This window comes from Pseudomonas sp. ICMP 561 (genome assembly GCF_002699985.1).
In the GTDB taxonomy this organism is placed as follows: Bacteria; Pseudomonadota; Gammaproteobacteria; order Pseudomonadales; family Pseudomonadaceae; genus Aquipseudomonas; species Aquipseudomonas quasicaspiana.
On record NZ_LKBT01000012.1, the window covers coordinates 285518 to 307827 of the forward strand.

Annotated in this window: 20 protein-coding genes and 1 tRNA gene; 10 read left to right on the top strand and 11 right to left on the bottom strand. The window is 54.3% G+C overall.

The window, feature by feature from the left end; translation table 11 throughout:
- The first annotated feature begins 440 nt into the window (after positions 1–440).
- Positions 441–758, top strand: coding sequence for a hypothetical protein (locus tag AO242_RS11555; RefSeq protein WP_099268959.1), 318 nt, complete (start codon positions 441–443; stop codon positions 756–758).
- 20 nt (positions 759–778) lie between these two features.
- On the opposite strand, the gene AO242_RS11560 is transcribed toward AO242_RS11555, so the two are convergent.
- From AO242_RS11560 to AO242_RS11585, 6 genes are all read right to left on the bottom strand, one after another.
- The gene (locus AO242_RS11560; protein ID WP_099268776.1) at positions 779–3160 is read right to left on the bottom strand and encodes a hybrid sensor histidine kinase/response regulator; all 2382 of its coding nucleotides are present in this window, start codon (positions 3158–3160) and stop codon (positions 779–781) included.
- Between the two features lie 30 nt (positions 3161–3190).
- The gene (locus tag AO242_RS11565; RefSeq protein ID WP_027898985.1) at positions 3191–3652 is read right to left on the bottom strand and encodes a response regulator; all 462 of its coding nucleotides are present in this window, start codon (positions 3650–3652) and stop codon (positions 3191–3193) included.
- Positions 3652–5928, bottom strand: a complete 2277-nt coding sequence (locus AO242_RS11570; protein WP_099268777.1) for an ATP-binding protein — start codon at positions 5926–5928, stop codon at positions 3652–3654. Before AO242_RS11570 ends, AO242_RS11565 begins: the two co-directional genes overlap by 1 nt.
- A gap of 228 nt (positions 5929–6156) precedes the next feature.
- The gene (locus AO242_RS11575; RefSeq protein ID WP_099268778.1) at positions 6157–6720 is read right to left on the bottom strand and encodes a nucleotidyltransferase family protein; all 564 of its coding nucleotides are present in this window, start codon (positions 6718–6720) and stop codon (positions 6157–6159) included.
- 33 nt (positions 6721–6753) lie between these two features.
- Positions 6754–7941 (bottom strand): MFS transporter, encoded by a 1188-nt coding sequence (locus tag AO242_RS11580; RefSeq protein ID WP_099268779.1) that lies wholly within the window; start codon positions 7939–7941, stop codon positions 6754–6756.
- Positions 7942–8150: 209 nt separating this feature from the next.
- Complete coding sequence (locus AO242_RS11585) at positions 8151–10103, bottom strand: WD40 repeat domain-containing protein (protein ID WP_099268780.1); 1953 nt, start codon at positions 10101–10103, stop codon at positions 8151–8153.
- Between the two features lie 232 nt (positions 10104–10335).
- Here AO242_RS11585 and AO242_RS11590 point away from each other — a divergent pair, with 232 nt between their 5' ends.
- The 6 genes from AO242_RS11590 (at position 10336) to AO242_RS11615 (ending at position 15406) form a co-directional block, all read left to right on the top strand.
- Positions 10336–11328 carry a hypothetical protein gene (locus tag AO242_RS11590; RefSeq protein ID WP_099268781.1) on the top strand — a complete coding sequence of 331 codons (993 nt, stop codon included), beginning with the start codon at positions 10336–10338 and terminating at the stop codon, positions 11326–11328.
- A 395-nt stretch (positions 11329–11723) separates the two neighbouring features.
- Positions 11724–12026 carry a hypothetical protein gene (locus AO242_RS11595; RefSeq protein ID WP_099268782.1) on the top strand — a complete coding sequence of 101 codons (303 nt, stop codon included), beginning with the start codon at positions 11724–11726 and terminating at the stop codon, positions 12024–12026.
- Positions 12027–12208: 182 nt separating this feature from the next.
- Entirely contained in the window at positions 12209–12511 is a 303-nt protein-coding gene (locus AO242_RS11600; protein WP_027898995.1) for a hypothetical protein, read from the top strand.
- A 145-nt stretch (positions 12512–12656) separates the two neighbouring features.
- The gene (locus AO242_RS11605; RefSeq protein WP_099268783.1) at positions 12657–13631 is read left to right on the top strand and encodes a hypothetical protein; all 975 of its coding nucleotides are present in this window, start codon (positions 12657–12659) and stop codon (positions 13629–13631) included.
- A 110-nt stretch (positions 13632–13741) separates the two neighbouring features.
- A complete protein-coding gene (locus AO242_RS11610; protein ID WP_099268784.1) occupies positions 13742–14272 on the top strand; it encodes a hypothetical protein in 531 nt (176 codons plus the stop codon).
- Positions 14273–14476: 204 nt separating this feature from the next.
- A complete protein-coding gene (locus tag AO242_RS11615; protein WP_099268785.1) occupies positions 14477–15406 on the top strand; it encodes a DUF3829 domain-containing protein in 930 nt (309 codons plus the stop codon).
- 154 nt (positions 15407–15560) lie between these two features.
- On the opposite strand, the gene AO242_RS11620 is transcribed toward AO242_RS11615, so the two are convergent.
- Together AO242_RS11620 and AO242_RS11630 are read right to left on the bottom strand one after the other, a co-directional pair.
- Entirely contained in the window at positions 15561–16034 is a 474-nt protein-coding gene (locus AO242_RS11620) for a T6SS immunity protein Tdi1 domain-containing protein (protein ID WP_218927833.1), read from the bottom strand.
- A gap of 766 nt (positions 16035–16800) precedes the next feature.
- A complete protein-coding gene (locus AO242_RS11630; RefSeq protein WP_099268786.1) occupies positions 16801–17379 on the bottom strand; it encodes a hypothetical protein in 579 nt (192 codons plus the stop codon).
- 351 nt (positions 17380–17730) lie between these two features.
- Between AO242_RS11630 and AO242_RS11635 the strand changes: the two genes are divergently transcribed.
- A complete protein-coding gene (locus tag AO242_RS11635; RefSeq protein ID WP_027899002.1) occupies positions 17731–18162 on the top strand; it encodes a LexA family protein in 432 nt (143 codons plus the stop codon).
- Between the two features lie 42 nt (positions 18163–18204).
- Positions 18205–18603 carry a hypothetical protein gene (locus tag AO242_RS11640; RefSeq protein ID WP_099268787.1) on the top strand — a complete coding sequence of 133 codons (399 nt, stop codon included), beginning with the start codon at positions 18205–18207 and terminating at the stop codon, positions 18601–18603.
- Positions 18604–18764: 161 nt separating this feature from the next.
- Here the strand turns inward: AO242_RS11640 and AO242_RS11645 are convergent, their stop codons facing one another.
- The 3 genes from AO242_RS11645 to AO242_RS11660 form a co-directional block, all read right to left on the bottom strand.
- Positions 18765–19256 (bottom strand): hypothetical protein, encoded by a 492-nt coding sequence (locus AO242_RS11645; RefSeq protein ID WP_099268788.1) that lies wholly within the window; start codon positions 19254–19256, stop codon positions 18765–18767.
- A 90-nt stretch (positions 19257–19346) separates the two neighbouring features.
- Positions 19347–19754, bottom strand: coding sequence for an antitoxin Xre/MbcA/ParS toxin-binding domain-containing protein (locus AO242_RS11655; RefSeq protein ID WP_099268789.1), 408 nt, complete (start codon positions 19752–19754; stop codon positions 19347–19349).
- Between the two features lie 441 nt (positions 19755–20195).
- Positions 20196–20271: transfer RNA gene (locus AO242_RS11660), tRNA-Asn, on the bottom strand.
- 159 nt (positions 20272–20430) lie between these two features.
- On the opposite strand from AO242_RS11660, the gene AO242_RS11665 reads away from it, so the two are divergent.
- Positions 20431–22056 (top strand): NADP-dependent glyceraldehyde-3-phosphate dehydrogenase, encoded by a 1626-nt coding sequence (locus AO242_RS11665; protein ID WP_099268961.1) that lies wholly within the window; start codon positions 20431–20433, stop codon positions 22054–22056.
- Positions 22057–22310: the final 254 nt, after the last annotated feature.

The window sequence follows — 22310 nt, forward strand, 5'->3', positions numbered from 1 at the left end:
TTTTTTCCTGTTTTTCCGAGCTTTTGTCGGCTGTTAATAAAGGTTTTAACGTGATTTCTTGGTGAAAAATGCTAACAAAAATAGATTTAATTGATTTTAAATTCATTTTTATGGTGGTAAATCAGTTAAAAATTGCTATTTAGTAAACCTAATTGCAGTTAGGTTTAGCGTTCTGGTAAGCTTTGATCACTGTGGATAGTTGGTGTTTTTATTGGTGAACTTCTTCTGTTTAATTTTTTTTATAAAAGGTTATCGCTGTTTTCAGGCGCTTTGTGAATTAAAGAGTTTTTTGTCCAGCTGCGATAATTAATATCTAAAGTCTCGGTTTGCCACGCGGGCATGTGATCGTGCGCATGCGATGTAAAAGTCTGCGCATTAAGATTTTTGTTTGTGGCAGAAGAGCATCTTTTCTTCGACTTATTCTTCAGATGCCTTCGCTTATGCCGTCCCCCCTTGCTGAATCCCCCCGACTGATAGCCGTAGATGACCGATACAGGGTTGACCTCGCGGTACTGACTGCCGTCCGGGCGCTGAATCTTGCAGGCTCAAGAAAGCTCACGTTCGGCCAGATTTACACCCGACTGATTCGCTCCCAGGCACGCGTTCCAACGATCACGGAGTGCGTAGTGGCTGTGGATTTATTGGTAAAGGAGGGGCTGCTGGTGTCGGAGCGGGTGCTGGATGAGGATCCGGCGTTTCCGTACACACAGCACATCATCAGTGGGCTGACCGAGATTAGCGCAGCCCTGCTGATTTAGGAGAGGTCAACAAAAGAGTGTCAGCGACGGCCAGCGTTGCTCAAGACGTCGTGTAGTTTGTTTCTCAGATCGATCTCGTTAAACGGCTTTTGTACCACCGCGGAGCCAGTGAGGCCCAACACGTCGGTATCGGCATAGCCAGTGACAAACAGCACGGGCAGGGCGGGATACTTCTTATGGATCAGGCTGGCCAGCTCGCCGCCGGTCATGCCCGGCATTGCGAAATCAGTCAGCACCAGATCAACGCTCGGGTCCAGCATCGACAGCGCCATCGCACCGTCCTTGGCCTGTTTGACCTTGTACTCCATGGACTCGAGCATCTGTACGGTCACGGCCCGAACCTCAGGGTCATCATCTACCAGCAAAATCGTGTGTGAACCACCCACCCGCGCCGGAGCCTGATTCGGGTTCTTTTCTTCCGGCAGGACAGCAGGTTTATCCACGCTGGGCAGATAGACCAGAACTCGGGTGCCGACGCCCAGTTCGCTTTCAATCATCACGCCGCCGCCAGACTGCTTGGCGAAACCAAACACCTGAGCCAGGCCAAGACCTGAACCTTTGCCGACGTCTTTGGTGGTGTAGAACGGCTCGAACGCGCGCAGCAAGGTTTCGGGGCTCATGCCGCTGCCCGAGTCGCGGATGGCCAGCACCACATATTTGCCGGGCTCCGGGTCCTCGGGACGGACCGCAGGTTGAGTGATTTCCGCGTTGAACGTGGAAAAGCACAGCGACCCACCCATGGACATGGCGTCTCGCGCATTGATCGCGAGATTGAGAATAATCATCTCGGTCTGGGTCGGATCGCCCATGGCGTACCACAGATCACTGGCCAGATCGGTCTCGATCCAGATGCTGCCGCCCAGTGCGCGACCGAGAAGGGTGCCCATGCCGCGAATAGTGTCGTTGAGATTGATCGCTGTGGGTTGCAAGCGTTGGCGTCGAGAGAACGACAGCAATTGGGCAGTGAGTCTGGCACCGCGCTCGCCAGCATCCTTGACGTTCTGCAAGCGCTTGACGGTCTTGTCCAGCGTGCCGCGTTCGATATCCCGGATCGCGAAAGTGGTACTGGTCAGAATCACGGTCAGCAGGTTGTTGAAGTCATGCGCCACACCGGCAGTCAATTGGCCCACCACTTCGAGACGCTGCATTTGTTGCAGATCGGCTTCGATGCGTTCCCGCTCGCTTATCTGTGAGCGCAGGCGCTGGTTGGCTGCTGCCAGCTCATCAATGACCGCACGCTCTTCAGTGATGTCGCGAACGGCGGCATACATCAAGCCGTCCTCGGGCACGATGGTCCAGGACAGCCAGCGGTAATCACCTGACTTATGCTTCATCCGGTTGACGAAACGTGTCGATACATTGCCCTGAGCAATGCTTTCCAGCTCGTGGAGAGTGGTGTCGAAGTCTTCCGGATGGATCAACTCCCACAAGCGCATCTGGCTGATTTGCTCATGAGACCAGCCTAATGTCGCTTCCCAGGCCGGGTTGAACGATATAGGGGTCATGTCCAGTTGCAGCACGGCCAGCAGCTCTCTGGACAACTCCCAGATTCGATCCCGCTCACGGGTACGCTGCTCAATACGGGCGCCCAGCACTTCGTTCAGTTCAACGAGCTCCCGGGTCGCCTGCTTGCGCTCGGTGATGTCTTGCATGACGCCAGTGATACGCACACATTGGCCGTCTTCAAACACGGAGCGACCACTGGAGAACAGCCAGCGTGATCGGCCACCCGGCATCAGCGCGCGGTATTCGATCTGGTAGTCGGACTCCCTGGCGATGGCCGCACTGATCTTTGAGTCCAGGAGCGCGCGATCATCCGGATGGCAGCGCTCCAGAAGAAAAGGCAGGTTGACCACGGTGTTGGGCAGGATTTCATACAAGGCGTTACAGCGCTCATCCCAAAGCATACGGCCGGTGGATGGCTGAATTTCCCAGACGCCCATCATTGCTGCTTCGATGGCGAGTCTGGCCCGCACTTCGACGTCCTGAAGGGCGGTTTCCGCTGCACGGCGCTGAGTCCTTTCGCGTACTTCCGATACCGCTCGCCTGACGGCCTTGGGCAGCATCTTGAAGTTTTGCTTAAGGACGTAATCGACCGCACCCAGGCGCATCATTTCCACGGCCTGTTGCTCGCCGAAAATGCCTGAGAGAAAAATGAAGGGGGTTTCTGGCGCTAGTTGCTGGGCAATTTTCAGGACTTCTGCGCCGGAAGAACCCGGCAGCAGGAAGTCACACAGCACCACATCAAATACCTCCTGGCCCAGCGCCTGGGAGGCACCCTGGTGATTGTGCACCAGGGTCGAGTCAACTTTGATACCACTGGCCTCCAGGGACAAAAGGGTCAATTCCGCATCCTGCGGACTGTCTTCGATGAGGAGGATCTTTAATTCGTTCAGTGGCATTAAGTCTGACTGCGCTTAATCAATTTAGGGTCAGGAACTGGTACGACGCTGAGCTCTGACAGAACCTGGTGGTGGTTCGTTCAGAACGGCCCAGAAAATACCCAGATCGGAGATGGCACTGACGAACTCCTTGAATTCGACAGGCTTGACCACGTATGCGTTGACACCCAGTTCATAGGCGCGTGAAAGGTCCATTTCCTCGCGGGAGGAGGTGAGCATGACTACCGGAATGCTGCGCAAATCATCGGAATGGCGAATGGCGTCCAGTACCTGCAACCCGTCGACCTTGGGCAGTTTCAGGTCCAGAAGCAGGACCGCCGGATTACCGTCCACGCGATCGGCGTAAGCATTGCGGCGGAACAGGTAGTCAAGGGCTTCCGCGCCGTCGCGCAGAACGATCACTTCGTTGGCCAGTTGGCTGCGTTCGAGCGCAACCAGGGTCAGTTCCAGATCGTTGGGGTTGTCTTCAACCAGCAGAATTGGCTTGAGCATTATTTTTCCTTCGTACTCAGACGACTGGGTTCAGGTGTTTTGTAAGGAAGGGTGAAAGAGAACGTTGCTCCTTCGCCCAGAACGCCTTGCGCGTGAACGGTGCCGCCATGGCGCTCGATGATTCGTCGGACATTGGCCAGGCCAATGCCGGTGCCTTCGAACTCTTCCATCCGGTGCAAGCGCTGGAAGACCCCAAACAATTTGTCGGCGTATTGCATATCGAAGCCCACGCCGTTATCACGAACGCTGACGACAACACCTTGAGACTCCTGAACCGCAGTTATTTCAATGACAGCAATGGTTTCATTGCGGGTGTATTTGATTGCGTTGGCGAGCAGGTTGCGCATCGCCAGGTGTAAAAAGGCCGGGTCGGCAATGATGATCGGCAAATTGCCCACCCGCCACTCGATGGTCCGGCCTTCGTAATCGGGCTGCATTTCTCGCTGGATCGATTCGACCATGGCCGTCAGGTTGACCTCTGACTGGCGCATGGCGGAGCGGCCCATCTGCGAGAAACTCAGCAGATTGTCCACCAGCGTACCGGCAAACTTGGCTGATTCACCGATGGTGTCGAGGAAGCGCTGGCCGCGGTGGGAGAGGTTGACCTCTTCCATGTCCTTGAGTAGTTCGGCATAACCTGCGATATGCCGAAGAGGCGCCCGCAAGTCGTGGGAAACGCTGTAGGAAAATGCTTCTAGTTCTTTATTGCTGCGCTTGAGCTCCATGGCCAGTTGCGCCATTTCTTCGGCTTTGCGTAACACGATGCCAAGAACGGCAAGACGCAGTTCCGCCACTCCTTCCAGCTCGGCGTCTTCCCAGGGAGACGAATATCCTTCGACATTCTGCTTCCACAGCTCGAAGCTCAGGCGGGGGCTCAGTGCTCCGTTTTTATCCACGGCTTTCTCGGGTTTTCCTGCCCAGTGAACAACCCGGGCCTGTTCTGGTTTGAACCAGATCAGGTAGTTTGAATGCAGTTCGGAAATCGACACTGCCAGCACGCCACTCACTGACTTGGCCAGGCCCGGGATTGGTGCTATATCGAGGCTGACGTTGTTGGTGTGAAAGACATTGGGTCCGCCACGTTCGGCCAGCCACTCGGCAAGTGCCTGAACATGGCGCTCTGCAGGCGTCTGACCGAACAAGTGGCACTCTTCCTCGGAAACCACGGCTGCGCCGCAAGCACCCACGAACCTGATGAATGTGTCTGACAGGGATTGCAGGCCCTTGAACACGCTGTCGTGGTCGGCCATTGCCGCCAGCATGTGAACGATGTCCTTGCGCAGGCTCAGCATGCGATGGCTACGCAGGTGAGCCTCTTTGGTTTCCACTTGCAACGACAAGACCCGGCCAAGCAGCTCGCAGGCTGAGCGTGTCTGGAAACTGACAGGGTGCGGCGTGGGGTTGTGGCAGGAAATCAGGCCCCACAATTCACCATCAACCACAATCGAGATGGACATGGAGGCGCCAGTGCCCATATTGCGCATGTACTGCAAGTGGACCGGGGAGACGCTGCGCAATGTCGCGTAACTCAGGTCGAGAGGGCGCTGTGTCTTCGGGTTGGTGCCGGGAATGATCGCTGACGGGGTGTAGTTCGAATCGGCAATAATCCGGATGCGGTTGAGGCAATACAGTTCACGTGCCTGAGCCGGAATATCCGACGCCGGGAAACACAGGCCCAGATAGCTGGGCATGTCCGCGTCAGCCAGCTCGGCATTGACCACACCGTTACCGGCCTCATCGAAACGGTAAGAGTTAACACGTCCGAAGCCGGTGATGCGCTTGATAAAACGGACCGAGCGTTCACACAGCTCGTCGACGCTTTCTTCTTCACGCATCTGGCTGATGAACGCACGCACCAGTGGATACAACTTGCCATGCGCCGTTACGGTGTCGCCGGCCGGTTCGAACTCGGCAATCAGCACGCCTTCGTGACGGTGCAACATCATGGCTACGTGTTGACCGGCACGATCACCCTTGAGAAAGGTGACGTCACCCACGTGGTAAGGCTGCGCCTCATCTTCATCCAGCTCACCCAACTGCCCGACGAATGCCGAGCCATCTTTGACCAGGGAATCAAGGTGGCTGCCCAGCAACACGTCATGATCGAGATTCAGCCACTGGGCAATGTTTTCGCTGATCTGAACGATCGTCATCCCGGGTTCATCAATAACGATGAGGAACCCTTGAGGCTGAATGCTACCCGGCGTGCGAATGGGTTCGCGCGCGCAGTTATCAATGGCAGCCTGCAGAGATGCATGAGTGTCGATCGCGGTCAAAACTTTCCCCTTTGAAGGCTTTTGAGACGGTAGGCACAGGCTCAGGTGATGAGCTGAAGAAGGCCGAATAGCATTCGTCCCGAAAATCCGATGACACAGTATCAAATTATTGATGGCCACACTGTGGCCGTTGACACGTTGTCGGATAATTGGAGGGGAAATTTACATTTGATTGCTCAGTTTTCAGGTTGAGCTTTTGGTTTACCGTGTTTAGCCCGGTAGGCTGAGTTATTGAGGGGCAATTATCTTCAGCCAAGGCCAGCGACATTGATAGCTGGCCGCCTTTTTCAAAAACATTTCGGGATGAGCGTAATTCGGGTTGATTCGCAGAATGCCTTGCTCCAGTTCGGCAAGGCCATGCGAGGCATAGACTTCATGCGTTTCGATATCCAGACCAATACACGTCGCAGCAACAAGAAATCGGTCAATCCCCTGTCTGGCTGAGTGGAGTTGTGAATAAGGATAGCCAAATCGCTCACTGAACCAGAGATGCACGCGCGCCTGATTCCTGAGCTCGACGTTTACACCCAGATCCTGAAACAGTTGCGCTGCTGCCTTGATGACTTCGTTTTCTGCCTCCCACGACAAATCTTCATCAAAGTAAAACACGTCGTAATCATTCACACCCCAGGCAGGCGGCTGACCGGCTTGTTGATTCCATACCGCCTGAAAAATGCATCCCGCGGTGAGCATGCATTGGCTGAGGCCCAATGCAGGCAGCCGGGTGATTATTTCGGCATTGAGCGGGTTGGACATCGCGATGTCGATCAGTCGGTTTGCGGTCAGTGTCATGGGATTCCTTATTCTCAATCACAGCGATGTTAATCAATCACCGCCCTTCATGCGTCGGGCAATCAGGTAGACCCCCAGGCCGGCCAGGGCCGTTGCAGCTCCGATATACCCGGTGCTCGTCCAGCCCAGCCCGGCGGTGATAGCCATCCCGCCAAACCATGGGCCCAGCGCATTGGCAAGGTTGAACGCGGCATGGTTGGACGCTGCCGCCAGGCTGGGTGCTTCGTGGGCAATGTCCATCAAGCGGATCTGAAGTGGTGCCGCCAGTGCGACCATCGTTCCGACAAGGCCGATACCCAGCATGACGCCCCACAAAGAGCCCGCTGCAAACGGGAAAAACAGCAGGACTGCCATTGACCATACAAGTAGCAGACCCACCGCGCGAAATTGCATGCGGTCGAACAGCTTGCCGCCGACGATGTTGCCAATGATGCCGCCAACCCCGAACGCTGCCAGACCAAATGGAATCCACTGCGGCGTAACCCGGGTCACCTCCAGCATCGTCGGTGCCAGATAGCTGAACACGCAGAACATTCCGGCAAAACCAATCGCCCCAATCGCAAGGGCCATCCAGACCTGCGGTTTCTTGAACGCGAGGAGCTCCTTGCGAGGATCGCTGCGCGGTTCATCGCGGCGATCAGGCACGAAGCGCCAGACCAACCCAATCGTGCAAAGCGCGATAGCCCCTACCAGGGCAAATGCAGATCGCCAGCCGAAGAATTGACCGAGAAAAGTAGCGATCGGGTTACCCAGCAACATCGCCAGGGTCAGGCCCATCATCACCCTTGCTACCGCGCCCGCACGTTTATTGGAGGGCACCATGCTCGAAGCCACCACCGCAGCAATGCCGAAATAGGCGCCATGGGGCAGGCCGCTGATAAAACGAAAGGCAATCAGGCTGCCAAATGTAGGAGTAAACGCAGTCGCCAGGTTGCCCAGAGCGTACAGCGCCATTAGCAATAACAGCAGATGTTTACGGAGCAGTTTGGCGCCCAGAATCGCCAGCAACGGCGCTCCAACCATCACCCCTAGCGCATAGGCACTGATGGCGTGGCCCACTTGCGGTTCGCTCAATTGCAGGTTGTTGGCGATATCGGGCATCAGCCCCATGATCGCGAACTCGCCAGTACCGATAGCAAAGGCGCCAACAGCCATGGCGGCTTCCATTTTGGCTGCGGAGCGCGCGGGCAGCACTTGCCCGGATGGTTGCTGAATAGACATGCGTGTTCAAATCTCAAAAGGTGACAGGAGTTGCATCGCTGATTCCAGGTAAATATCAGCGAGAGGGTCTAGAGCGCTTATTGACGGTAGAGTTCAGCTGATCTCGGCATTGCCGCAGCCACACTTTACGCATGGCTGTTTTTCCCAGCCATGCGTGTAGTTACAACAAATCCGTCGCAGAAAATATCTGCCGCCGTCGGCAGGCCAACTCACCAGCTCGAAGGCACATCCCAGGCGACCAGGCCGTTATTACAACGTCCCCACAGGCGCTCCCCGGATGGGCTCCATTGCAGTTGCTCAAACTCATTGCATCCTGAGGCTTCAGTTCCCAGTGTGATTGAGCGACCGTTTTCCAGGTTCCATAGCACTGCAGAGTTTTTGCCACCGCTGCCGAGGGCCAGCAGGCGGCCGTTGGGCGAACCCACCGCAGTTTTGAGCGAGTCCCGTCCGGGCAAGGTCAGTGAATAGCGCACCTTGCCACTGGCAATGTCGACAACGTGCATACCGGGATTGACCTGCTTCCCTTCATCCAATACAAAGCCGACCGCGATCCATCCACCTTTGACGGAACCAAAAGGCGCAGGGTCCCAGGGTGCCATGCCAGTGTCATCGTTGCGGTCCACATCGCCCAATCGGCGCGGCAACTTCACCACGCGCAACACCTTGCCGGTTTTACCATCGAGTTCGGCAAGGCCGTAAACGTCTTCGACCCATGTGTTGGGCATGAAGCCGTCCCAGCTTACAGGCTTGATCAGGCTATTGCCGCGCAGGGAACCTTTCATCATGTCCTGGCGCGGGGAGGCAAAGCGCAACGTGTAATTCCAGGGCGTACCGTCGCCAGCGGGTTGCGCGTTGGCTTGCCAGACATTGAGCGTGTCGCGCCCCCCGCTAAGGCTGTGGTCATAGGGTAACGGCACGCCGTTTCCATCGTGGAAATACTTTATGTAGTCGTCCGGTTTGGTCGTTTTTTCGAAGGCCATGGGGTGCTTGAACAGAGAACCGGTCTTAGCGTCAAAGCGCACAATGAGCCCGCCCGTCGTCAGATACCCCGATTGCCCAGTCGCATCGCGCGACAGCTGCCACTGGTGCGACTTTTCCTCCGTCGAGGTCCATAGTTCCCGCAGCTCACCGCCGGCGTCAGGCGACCAGCGCATCAATGCGCGCGGGTAGCTACGGATGATCAGAACACTGCCATCGCCCAAGACGATGAAGTTGTCCGGGGACTTAATGGACATGACCGCTTTCGCCTCGAGTACCTTCGCTTTGGTGTCCGGCAGGGTGAGCTTCGGCTCGGTTACAAAAGAGATTGGCCTGGAGGGCGCGCGCCATTGGTCCGGGCTTGCACCCAGTTCCACGTTAGCGTTGGGCAGCTTGCTCAACGCATCGAATACCGGGCTGAACACCTCACCTGGCACGATGCTGCGATGCAGGGTTTTGGGCGCGGAGGGGTGAAAAATGTCGAGCTCGGCCAGCTCGCGCATCCGGCCGAAGAACCCGGCGTCGGGATTCGGATACTCATCATTTCGCGTCAAATAGACCACGGTTGCGGGGCGACCCAAAACAGGGTCAAGCTGCATCACGCGGGCAATGACACGACCGCTGCTGCGGCCTGTTGCTCCATACTTATGCTCAGCGCTGCCGACCCAGGATTTATACTGTTCGGTCAGCGGGGCCATGCGCTTGCTGCCTGATTGAAAGCGTATAGTCCGTTCAATAAGGGCAATACGCTCGGGTATCTCTGATTCAGCCAGAGCGCCGTCGCGTACGTCTTGTTGCAGCTTGGGTAGATCGAACTGTCGGACCAGTTCCCGTACAAGATCAGGACGGCGCGTCAACAGCACATTGCCCCATTCATCCTCCAGTTTGGACAACGGCTCGACACCGGACCGCTCGTCCAGGCGCCCCAGGGGTCGCAACGCAGAGATGACTTGCGGCAGTACCTGGTTGAAGGGCAGGGCAACGACGATGTGCACCTCAGCAAGCCTGCGCCCATCTTTCGCCAGCTCCGACGATTGCAACGCCGATGGAAGCCCTTTGTCGACGTCCTCGGCAGCGCTTGGCTGGATTTGCCAGCCATGGGGTAACGCTGCGGCATTATTCATACCGCTATAACCGATCGCCGCAGCCCATAACGCATACTTCCAGAATCCTGCGCATTTCATGTGTTGTACTTCCCTGGTATTCCGGCGTTGTTGCCAGCTTCGGACACTGCTATTCAGTTAAAAATATATTCGGGTTCGTGAGCAGAAAAATCGGCAGTCAATACGGCAAGCGCTGTCAGGCATCATGCAGAGTGACTTCCTTGATTGGCCAGGACTTAGTTTGTCGGTACGTGGGAAAGTGCCGCAGTCTGGATTATCCTTCGCGATTTGAAATGAGTTTACAAGGACGTCCATGATCCCGATTAATCCGCTGGCCATGATGATCGGTTCCATGATCTTCATCTTTTCCCAGGTTTTTCTCTGGCTGCTAATAGCCGGCCTGCTGGCTTTTCTTATCCCTCGTTACAGACGCTCCATGCTGGCGCGGCCCTGGCTGTTCGGCTTGACGTTCGTAGTGCTGGCGGCCGCCAGCGTGCCCTACGTCAATATCGGGGTTACCCAATGGCTTGACTGGCGCGCACATAACCCGCGTCTGGAGCGTGAAGAGGTGCTGGGCGATCTGGTGCTGCCGACTGGCACGCAGGTCCAACTGGAAGACGTCAAACCCTTTAACGACCTGAGCGGTACTCCGCGGCCTTACGGCATGCAGAGCCTCAAGCACGCCGACTTCGAACGCAAGCCCGGTAACATCATGGGCATACCTGTGCATTGGCTCGAGCTGTGGCAGGACCATGGTTCGGCGACGGTGGAAATATTGGCGGCTACCGACTTGCAAGGCTGGAGGTGTGAGCCGGGCAAGGTCGAGTTCCGCTTCCCATCCGGCGCTCATTTCAAGTTCTCCGAATGGCGTTTGAACCGCTGCACGCTGGCGCCAGGCAGCAAGCAGGGAGGCATTGTCTGGCCGGGATCGTTGACGGTCTCTTCCGACTCGGGCGATAGCTGGGAGCTGAGGACGGACACGCCGACGCGCCTGCTGGGACTGGAACTGAGATGGCTGAGCATGCTCCTGAACAAGCCTGACGGTGAGGTGCTCAAGTGGAGCGGTGAATTGAACAGTGCAGCCGATTTCGGCCCTGTTCACTATCCTGTAGGCGCTCAAGTCAGCAGTTTTCAAGGCTACCTGCTCTTCAGCCCGCCACCTGAGGCGCAGGCCCTGGATCGGCGCACGGGAAAGCCCATCGAGTCTGATCATTCTGTTATGCAGAGTGCTGATGGGAAGGTTCTGGATGTGCGCCCGAATGGCGAAGTGGGTGTGTGGTTTTATGATGAGATTGTGGTTCCTTGATTCAGGGGGGGGGCATGGCCGTCGAAGGTTCTATCAAGTTCGGATCGGTTATGGAAAACGCATAATGTTCGCGACAGGAATGTGCTATTCGCAGTAGGTTTGGGCACTGGAAATCCCGGCTTATGGATACCGGGCTGTGCCTTGATGGCGGCAGGGTGTTTTAAAACAATCAATTGTCGGGACTGGCGGGAAGGAACATCGGTTAAAGCTTCCGGGCGAGGTCAACCAGACTGAGAGTGGCTGGCGCCAAAAAACATTGGCGCTTGGCTTTTCAGGCGAATTCAGTAAGATTGCGTTTTTGGATCCAATAAGGATCTATCACCTACTCAAGCAAGCCATTGCGATCAGCGATAGCTCACCCATTCGGGCAAAGTGCTGAAAGGAAGTCCACCAGTATGATGCCCGACCAAGCTTTACGTGTTACCCGCTGGATGCCCTGCCTCTCGATCACTACTGTGATTCTGGGTTCGATATTTGCACTCTATTTGCTGCAAAAGCCTAGCTCCTCCTTCGTCCCATCGTATTTGCTCTCGTTCGCCGTGATGTGGTTTACCAACCTGGTTTCAATGATGCTGAACGTTATTTACTGGTCTGTCCGCCGAGGGCCGAAATGGCTTTCGGTCACGCTGCTGATTCAAGCAGGGATGTGTTTAGCCACTTTTGTTGTATCCCTCTTCGGGGGGTATTTCTTCGGCTGAGCGGTTGCAATCCGGAACGGGTAAGTAGCAGTCACACTGCCATGAACGCAAAGGCTATGAACATCCAGGTTGCTGCAAGTGAAAGCTTTATCTCTTGCGGCAATTGACTTTAGTGGCGTGAGCCACGCCGCAGCGATGATTCGTTGTTTGGGCAAAGCTAATTGGAAAGGATATACATCGGTATGATATCCCACGGCGTTTTACGTTTTACCCGCTGGATTGCCTGCCTCTCGATCACTACTGTGATTCTGGGTACGATATTCGCACTCTATGTACTGCAATTGCCTAGCTCTGCCTTCGTCCCGTCGTCTCTCTTCTCGTTCGCCGTCATGTGGCTCACCAACCTGATTTCAATGGCGATGAACGCTATTTACTGGTTTGTCCGCCGAGGGCCGAAAGGGCTCTCGGTGACGCTGCTGATTCAAGCAGGGCTAACGGTAGCCGGGTTTCTTGCACTGAGGTATCCGAATTATTTATTCGGCTGACCGGTTTCACTCCGGCTCGGGCGATTAGCAGTCAAGAAACACAGCGTCGTGCGACGGGGATAGATATTGATGAAAAATTTCTGATCCAGGGATCACGTCGCTAAAGAATACGCTTCACGATAATCAGAAAGTCATCAGAGAAAATATGAAATTTTTATCGGTTTTTACGCTGGTTATGGTGGCGATCCTTTCAGGCTGTGACAAAAAATTAGAAGACTTTAACCACCTTCCTGCCTTGTATGGCAGTTCAGACCAGTTGTCAGTTAATAAACAGTTACTGGCGGAGTTTAAAGATAAGAATTTTGTTTGCCGTAGTGAGACGGATTTTTTGCCGAAAGAGTCCACCGCAGCTGCGCAGGCTTTCAGGCAACTCGTGGAGTACGCCTCGCAAGGGGACCAAACCGAAAACTTCTGGAGGGACAAAGAGCATAAAAAAAAGCGTGAGGATTTGCTCGCTGTCGCCATAAAGGAGGGGAGTTGGAAAGCCAAATATCTCGACAGTGTCTGGTCGCTGCGTTATCCGGCCAGCCCCGAAAAAGCTGCCGCAGCGTCAGATACAATCAACGAATTTGTTCAACAGGGTGTACCAATTGTAGTCTCTGCCTATGGAGCCTCCCTTTATGGCCGGGACTACGACGCCATGTACAAGCTGCTTTCTGACGCCGTTGATCGCGGCAGCCCGCAGGCGATGGCATCGGTCGGGGGAAATATCGTCCCGCAGGCGAAAGAGCTTCATCCTGTTGGCAAACAGATGCTTGAGTGCGCGGTAAAACAGGGTTATGCCCCGGCCTACGCGAGTCTGGGGCAGTTGGCCTGGATGGAAGGGCGTCGTCTGGATGCCTACCGCTTGTGGGAAAAGGGCGTTAATGAAGGATGTGCGGATTGCAGCGAGAGACTTGAGTACATTGGACGGGTGCGACCGGGCTATACGTATGCAACGCCGATGCTGGATTTGGTTCCGGAGCTCGCAGTAATTAACGCATTCTACGAGCACAATCTCTTCTACGAACTGAGTGGGCTCAGTGACTTCGAGCGCCCGCTTCCTAAAGAACTCGCCTTTCATCTGGATGACAAAGAACTCCTTAAGTTGCTGGAATTAGAGCAACGTGCTCAGCAGTGAACTGATTACCCATTGTCGGGTGCAGAAACATGCTGTCTGCACCGGAATCAATGCGCTGCAAATAACCCCAGCCCAACCTTACTGATGTCTAAATTGGCGTAATACAGACTATGACAATCATATTTAAATCAGTGTGCCGTTTTGCCGTGTTCGCTGCTGTTGCAGCGCTTCTTTCAGGCTGCGTGTCAGAGCTCATCAGTGCCAGGCAGCAGGCGCTCGATCTTCCGTTGCAGATCACCATTCGGGTACTCGATGAAAATGGTCAGCCCATTCCCGATACGGTCGCACTCGCCATACAGCCCCTCAACGTGGGAGAGAAACTGTTCTGTATTAACTTTTATGGTGGAAGCTGCGCGACGTTCTGGAACATGCACGTTTTCAAAGGGGAGGTCGGCCCTGATGGTGAGGAGACCTTTCCAATAAAGTACGCGACCAGTCTGACCGTCCAGGTGGCCCTTCCTTGCTCCGACCCCAAAGGAAATCGCAGGTACTTCACCCGGCATATCAAATGGAGTGACCTTTCAACGCAGCGAGTATTCATCATGGACGGTGATTGGGATCCTGCAAAGGGATACTACGTAGGCTCTCTACCTTGCTCCACAACCACGCCGCCGCTTAGGGGCTGGGATGATTATTATTGATGCAACTCCATCTGCCTACGGGGAATGACCATCTGGAGTATCGTCTTCATTCATCGCATCATGCCAACATGGTGCGAAAGTGGATGCCGCTCGGTGATCAGCTAGCAGTGATGGCTTTTTGTAATTCCCCGGTTGAACCTGGCCGATATATTCCAGTCTGTATGCGTGATTCGTAATTCTCCGACTTCAAGGACGACCACCGTTATGCCTTTCTCAGCTTTTGATCGCCTCAATAAACTTGCAGCTGTATGTGTTCTGCTTGGCACAATAATGGCGTTACCAGGTTGTGATAATTCTAATTCGTCCGGCAACTCCCAGGCTCCTGCCACCACTGAGGCGGAATCCGCTCAAGCCGTAGAGCAGCAAAAATTCAACTTGTATGTGAAGGCTTACAACCGCTTGCTGGACGACACTTTTGGGCTGCTTGGAACCATCAGGTTATACGGCGAGATGGAACTTGATCGAGCCAAACCGACTGACATGTTCCATGCTCCGACGTCCAACAGCCATTACACGGATGCCATCAATGCGCTGAAGCAGGGCCGTGCGCTATCTGCCGCAGGCTCGGAAGATGCGGACGCGGCCGCTGATGCTTTACTGAAAACCTTGCCTGTTGTCGTTACACGCATCGATGAGATCGCGCCTTACTTTAACGGTGGCGCCTATCGAGAGGATAAGCTGGCGAAGGGCAGAGCCCAGGACCCGGCGACTCGAGCAGCGTTCCAGGACGCCATGGACAGCCTGGGGCAGATGGATCAAGCACTGTCGACTCATCAACGGCGAGTCCAGGCAGAAGAGGCTGAAGTTCTTCGCAAAGAAGGCAACATGCCGGCTTACTATACGCTCAATAGCCTGATGCTCGGGACCGATATGGTAAATGCCATGAGCCAGAAGGACGTGGCGAAGGCCGACACCATCGTGCCGAACCTGGAGGCTTCACTGGAAGAATTGCGCAAGTCGCTGATCGACTACAAGGATCCTGTGGCCAAGAGCAGTATGAGCATTGTGCAAAGTGCGTTGACCAACTCCATCGGTTTCATGCGGCAATACAAAGAGCTTAAACATGACTCTTCTATCAAAGCGATGATGGACTCCTACAACGCAGCAGTGGGTGCAGCAAACAATCTGCGATAGTTCCAGTCCACGGCAGCAGAAGCGCGCGCTTTGATGTTTGGCGTGTCTCTTCTGGGAGAGTCGCCGGGCGGAGTACGCTCAACTCAGCGGCGGTATTCTCATAGTAGAACTGCGCTGAAGAGTCTCTTCAGCGCGCTCAGCCAGTTCGTGCGCTTCAAGCGCTGCCGTCGAGGCCATGCATATGGGCAACCACCTGCATAAAGACCCAGGCATCTCCTTTTTCGTAGGTCTCCAGCGCTTCGCTGCCGCCGAGAAACGGGTAGGGCTTCGGGATGTAGACCTGATCTTCAGCAAGGGGGCCCAGATGCTGAAATAATTCGGCGACGTGATCCGACCTCAGGACGTGCAGATCGAACCCCGGTTCTTTCAGTATCTCGGTTTCAAACTCTTCGACTGACTCAAAACTTCCATACGACTTTGCTGCGCGCTTGAAAGGGTGCAGGACGATATAGTCCTGGTCGTCCGGGCTGCGAAGGAAGAAATGACCGAGGCTTGAGTAACCGACAACCTCAGTGTGGTCCGGGAAGCTGGGTGCCCATGCACTCAGATCGCTTGAGGGGCGAGCCGAAAAGAGTGTGTAGAGAACTGGTTCGGATGGCTTTCCGAATATTTTAGAGAAAAGTCCCAAGTGGAAACCTCAAGTCGGGCGGATCATCTCAAGAACGCGCCTGTGAATTTTTGTGGTCGTCACTATTGAGAGCCACACTCGATTTAGCGGATTACTTCAGATCTCATGTCTCGCGTGATGACTTTCACACCGTTCCAGTCGGAGCCGGAACCGTTCAATGATAAAAGACAGTCCTTAATATGCTGACCGCCTATACCAAGTATATGCCAGACGAAGTTACCATAGTGTGTAGGGCAGTGGAATCAATGTGTGGTGACGTGTTGAATACGGTCGCGGCCCCTACCCAATGATGAGAGGGTGGAGTTCTTTCAGTAGGCTGATGAGGTGTGCATGAAGGCAGTCAGGGTGTTGATACGAGTTTTTCTGTATGGAATTTTTGTCTTTTGCCTACTCACCTATACGTTTATGCAAGGGTCAGAGTATGACTGGATGGGGCCCGATTACGTTATAGAGGATAATTCGAATGACAGGGGGCCTATAAGATTTCTAGCGGTGGCAATTGCCTTATTCACTCAGTTTTTGATTTATGTGAGCTGTTCCAGGAAAGAAGCCGCAATGACTGTTGTATTGCTTGCGGTTGTGGTTGGTGTTTATTGGTGATCGGTATGCCCGCCTGATAGATAGGCGGATTTGCAGTCCCTTTCCATCCTCCTGAAACTATCCCGCACTCCCTCCGCCAGCATGGGGTAGCAGCCCCATGCAAATCGTGCAGACCTGTCTCTCTGACTAGTACAGCCACGTGCGGTGCTCCGGCAGTTTAAGACAATTATTCAGCCGTGCCCTGGCGCCATTCCACCTCAAAGCGATAGTTGACATCCACCTTACTGGCATCTACCGGCAGCTCGGTCTTGGTCAGCACAAACTCGAAGGCTGGCTCGAAGTATCCATCGCGCAGGATTTCACCCGCCAGTATCTCCACTTCATACCAGCCATTCTCGACTTCAATCGTCGGTCTGTTGGGTTGCTGATAACGCTCGAGCAACTCATGGAGGTTGTCCTCCGTGAACGCCTGCAGAATGCGCCACGTATACAGATGGATGCGGCCGTGCTCCACACGCAATGAATAACCGCGGCGCCGATGCTGGATGCGGTCTTCGTACCGGGGCATTTCTGGTTCGGTACCTGCCAGCGTGAAGACAATCGTATAAGGATGGTTTTCCACTCCGATGAGCGGGATGAGGACGCCTTCAAGAACGGCCTTGTCGCCGCTTTCATTGGAAACAAACTCGCTGGCCAGGTCATCGGGAAGTTGATGCTCTTGCTTGAAACGTTTGAGCAGTTGCAAGTCACTCAGCAGGAAGTAGTCAATCAGGTCATTGAGAACTTCGGAAAACATATATTGCATGTGCAGGTATCCTTAACGTCACAGCGCGAAATGAAAAATTTGCCAGGTATTGGCGAGTCCGTTTCTCTCATTGCCCTCATCTAACCTTTTCTACGCTGAGTCCACCGGTCAGATGATTTGGAGCCTGGTTGTGGTGGGGGCGTGGTTGGGCGCAATCACCCGGAGATCGCATTCATTGATCATAACCTGCTGTGGTGCAGGCTTCCTGAGGTAATGATCCAGGGAGTCGCAGACCGAGTAGCCTCCACTCATGGTGTCACCCGTCGCAATTTCCTGCACATGAGATTGACTGCACGTCGCCAAGATCGTTAACTGTATGCATGTACAGTCATTCTTCGCAGGGTCAGTCTCATGAGTATTACTATCCTTGGTCCGATATCAGCCGGGGGCGAAAAGCTCCCGCTTTATTCCTTTCAGGCATCTGCAGGCTTGCCGTCGCTGGCTGCCGATCACATCGAAAAGCACATCTCGCTGGATGAATTGTTCGACATCCCGACACCCGATCTGTACATGGTGAAAATTGAGGAGGACAGCATGCAGGGGGTGGGGATTTTCTCCGGAGATCTTCTGATCGTAGATCGCAGTCTTTACGCGGAACATGGCGACATCGTGATCGCAGCCCTCAATGCTGAACCCGTGTGCAAGCGGCTGCACATGCGTGAGAACACATGCATGCTCACCTCGGAAAACAGCAAATATCCACCACGGCACGTGATGGAATGCGACGACCTGGTGATCTGGGGGGTGGTGAAGCACAGCGTGCGCGTTCATGGCAAATTGTGAGCCTGTGTTTCGCTGATCGAATGCTCACGGAAGGATTAGAAAATGAGTGAAGCAGAGTCTGATCTGAAATTTGACGTATTGCTCGACCGCGTGCTCTCTCACTGGCCTGATTCTATTGATGTAACTCAAATAATCGTGGCTGGGGATCGTCAGGATTTGTATGTTGTCTCGGGCCTGGGACGACTAGGCGATTCGATTGTTGAGGCGTTAGAAGGCAGCGCCGATGCGGTTCTGTTGATCAGCCTCTGTGACGCACTGACATCAACTATCCGTTCTGCTGCGTTATATTTTATGGAAGTAAAGCCCGCGTCTCTGCGAGCCAGTACGGTTCGCCGGAACTTTGAGGATCGCCTGCATCGAGCCGCGACCAATCCTGACCTTGGATGGACGGAAGAAGATGTTCTGCTAATAAATCGCTATTTTGCAGTGAGCCTCAAATAGGCTGCCTTCAAATCACTTGGTGTACGACCTACCTTTTTTGCTTAGGCGAATATCCATCGGCCAGCCACTGCAGTTCACTATTGGGCATTCTTGGGCGTGGCCGCGCTGTTTGAGTTGCCTTACCCGACGAAGGATGTGAGGCCGGTTACTAACTCGATTCCTTACAGCCCGCACTCCTTGGTAACAGGCTCTATGACGAGAGAAGCAGGCGCCTTTCCGGTCTTGATGTCTACCACTTCCAAATAGCATCCAGACTTGGGCGCCGAGTGGGTAATCTGATAGGTCGCTCCAGCTTCAGGGATGAAGCTACTGATGTTCATGCAACTCCTTTGAATAAGCGACGGGTCGGTAGCTTCGCGCTGCTTGGTACCGCTACTGAGAGCGTTGAGGTAGATACGCCTGTCAGGCTCTACCAAAAATTGATTCTTTTCGCTCTCTGACTGTGAAACACGGCCCAACACACCGGTATTTTTTGTGTCCTGGCAATGGCCGTCGTGATAAGCCCAGTATGCCTGGAAGCCACCGGACATAAGGTTGTTGTTGCCCCACTTGGCATCAAGGGTGGCGTGAGGTGCTGTCAGCGCCGGTTGCGGGTAGTGACCAACGCAGCCAGCGAGCAGGGCCGCACAACTCATTAAAAAGAATTTATTCATCAAACATCTCTCGCCAGCGGCCCGATACTTTGGTGCCGCCAACTCCGCTCAAGTTTTTGTAATTCGATATGCGCTATAGAGCACGTTCGGTCATGCAAAAAGTCCGTGGTTAATGCGGTCCAGTGTTTCTTCAGTAGCCACATAACCAGGTGTTGTGCCGGCCGCCTCCAGCGCGGTCAGGCCTCCGAATGCATTTTGAGCTTTGTTCAGCCAGTGGGTTGCCTTGTCCTTGTCGCCGAACACTTGCTCGGCAAGTACCACCAGTTTGCTCACGCGATACAGGCGATCGCCTTCTTCGGGGGAGAGTCGTTCGCCCTTGGTTCGACGGTGAAGGAGGGTGCGTGCGTCGATGATACCGACGCTCACTGCGTTGACACCATGTTGCGACAGATTGTCGATTGCTTCCAGCGATACGCCGCTGCGAATGAGCAAATCCATCGGTTGCCCGGGAATGCCCGCCATGAGCTCCAGTACCTGAAAGTCCAGATGGGTGATCATGCCTGTCTCCACTATTCGGCGATTTGGCTGTGATGATAGGGCAAGATGTCGGGCGTGGGGAAATGGATGATTCCACTGGAATCATGCTGTCGTTCCGTTATTGCGAGCTACCGAGCCAGTTCGACGTTGAATGCCGTCAGGCGACAAAAACAGGAATGCGAAGATAGATGTCGATATAGGGGGAGAGGGCACTGGGCAATGATCAGAAATCTGTGATTGCTGCAGTCTCGCGAAGGCCGCCCTTGGGCTGAACGGAGGAGGGAATTTTCATCATGCTTGACTCTAGAGGCAGCACTTAGACTGCGCAACGAGCTATAAAGGCTGCGCTTCAAAGTTCAGCAGGCAAGAAAAAGGGCGGTTTTTCCAGAGTCCTGCACTTCAATGACTAAATCATTGAATTCACAAAACCCTACAAAAAACGCCCAATTGCTTGTATCTATATGGCTCCACGACCTGGACTCGAACCAGGGACCCAGTGATTAACAGTCACTTGCTCTACCAACTGAGCTATCGCGGAATGAGCGCTATGTTACTGTTTCAATTGGATTAGTCAAGCGTGTGCCGAAAATATTTTTACTATTCAGTAGCTTGGAGAGGTGGGTTTCCAAAGGTGGGGGGCTTTGGCGTAGTGTAGTTGGCATGCTCCTTATGACTGACTTCCAGTGAGGTGAAAGAAGTGACTGCCAGCAAACGCCTTGAAACATTGTTTCCCACCCTTGAGCAAATCCCTGAGCAGTATCGTCCCGAGAAGGCCATCGAGCAGCGGGAGTATCTGGTCAACGGTACGCTGCAGCTCTGGCAGGGGCCGCTCGCGCCGGTGCGCAGTCCGGTGTGTCTCAGCGCTGCTGATGGTATCCAGTCGGTGATTCTTGGCAGTACGCCGTTGCTCGACTCGGCAACCGCGATGACTGCACTGGAGGCGGCTGTTCAGGCTTATGACCGAGGGCAGGGTGCATGGCCGACGATGCGGGTGGCCGAGCGCATTCAGCACGTCGAGGCATTTCTCAAGCGCATGCGAGAGCAGCGTGAGGCGGTGGTCAATTTGCTGATGTGGGAGATTGGCAAGAACCTCAAGGATTCCGAGAAAGAGTTTGACCGTACCTGCGATTACATCGTCGACACCATCAATGCCCTCAAGGAACTGGATCGTCGCTCCAGTCGTTTTGAGCTGGAGCAGGACACACTCGGTCAGATTCGACGCGTGCCTTTAGGCGTAACGCTGTGCATGGGACCTTACAATTATCCGCTGAACGAAACCTTCACCACGCTCATCCCGGCTCTGATCATGGGTAACACCGTCGTCTTCAAACCCGCCAAGTTTGGTGTGTTGCTGATTCGGCCATTGCTGGAGGCGTTCCGGGACAGTTTCCCGCCGGGCGTCATCAATGTGATCTACGGCAGCGGTCGAGAAACGGTCAGCGCCTTGATGGCCAGTGGCAAGATAGATGTGTTTGCGTTTATCGGGACCAATAAGGCAGCCAGTGATCTCAAGAAGCTGCACCCCAAGCCACATCGCTTGCGTGCTGCGCTGGGTCTGGATGCGAAGAATCCGGGCATCGTGTTGCCGGATGTGGATCTGGATAACGCTGTAAATGAGTCGATCACCGGATCGCTTTCCTTCAACGGGCAGCGCTGCACGGCGCTGAAGATTCTGTTTGTGCATGAGAGCCTGGTCGATAGCTTCCTGGAGAAGTTCCAGCAGAAACTTGCTCAACTGAAAGCTGGTATGCCATGGGAGCCAGGTGTATCGCTGACTCCATTACCTGAGCCGGGCAAGACCGATTACTTGAAAGGTTTGCTTGACGATGCGGTAAGCAAGGGCGCTCGCGTCGTCAATGAGGGTGGCGGGGAGGTCAATGAAACGTTCTTCTATCCGGCAGTGCTGTATCCCGTGACGTCGGCAATGCGGGTTTACCACGAAGAACAGTTCGGTCCGGTGGTTCCTGTTGTGCCGTATCGGGATATTGAGTCGGTCATTGATTACGTACTGGACTCGGATTTCGGTCAGCAACTGAGCATCTTTGGGAATGACTCTGCTCAGGTTGGGCGGCTGGTCGATGCTTTTGCCAATCAGGTAGGGCGCATCAACATCAACGCACAGTGTCAGCGCGGACCGGATCAATTCCCTTTCAATGGTCGCAAAAATTCGGCTGAAGGTACCTTGTCGGTTCACGACGCACTTCGTGTTTTCTCGATCCGCACGCTGGTCGCGACCAAATTTCAGGACACGAACAAAGCGCTGATCAGCGACATCATCCGCAATCGCGAGTCCAGTTTTCTCACCACTGACTATATTTTCTGACGGGTTGTTAGTGAGCTCGTCGGGAGCGATAAACGTAACGGCCTGACGAGCTCATGGTGAGTGACTAATTAAGTGCAGCTTTAATCGCTACACCAAAAAATTGACTTGATATGATTCGCTGCGTCAGTTCGATGCTGTAAAGTGTCCGGCGTTTTGATAGAGCGAACATGCTTGTCCGGCACCGGGAAATATAACGGTGCGTCGAACTCGTTCGTGTGCCATGGTGACGAGCGCTGATTTTTGTTCGAAGAAAA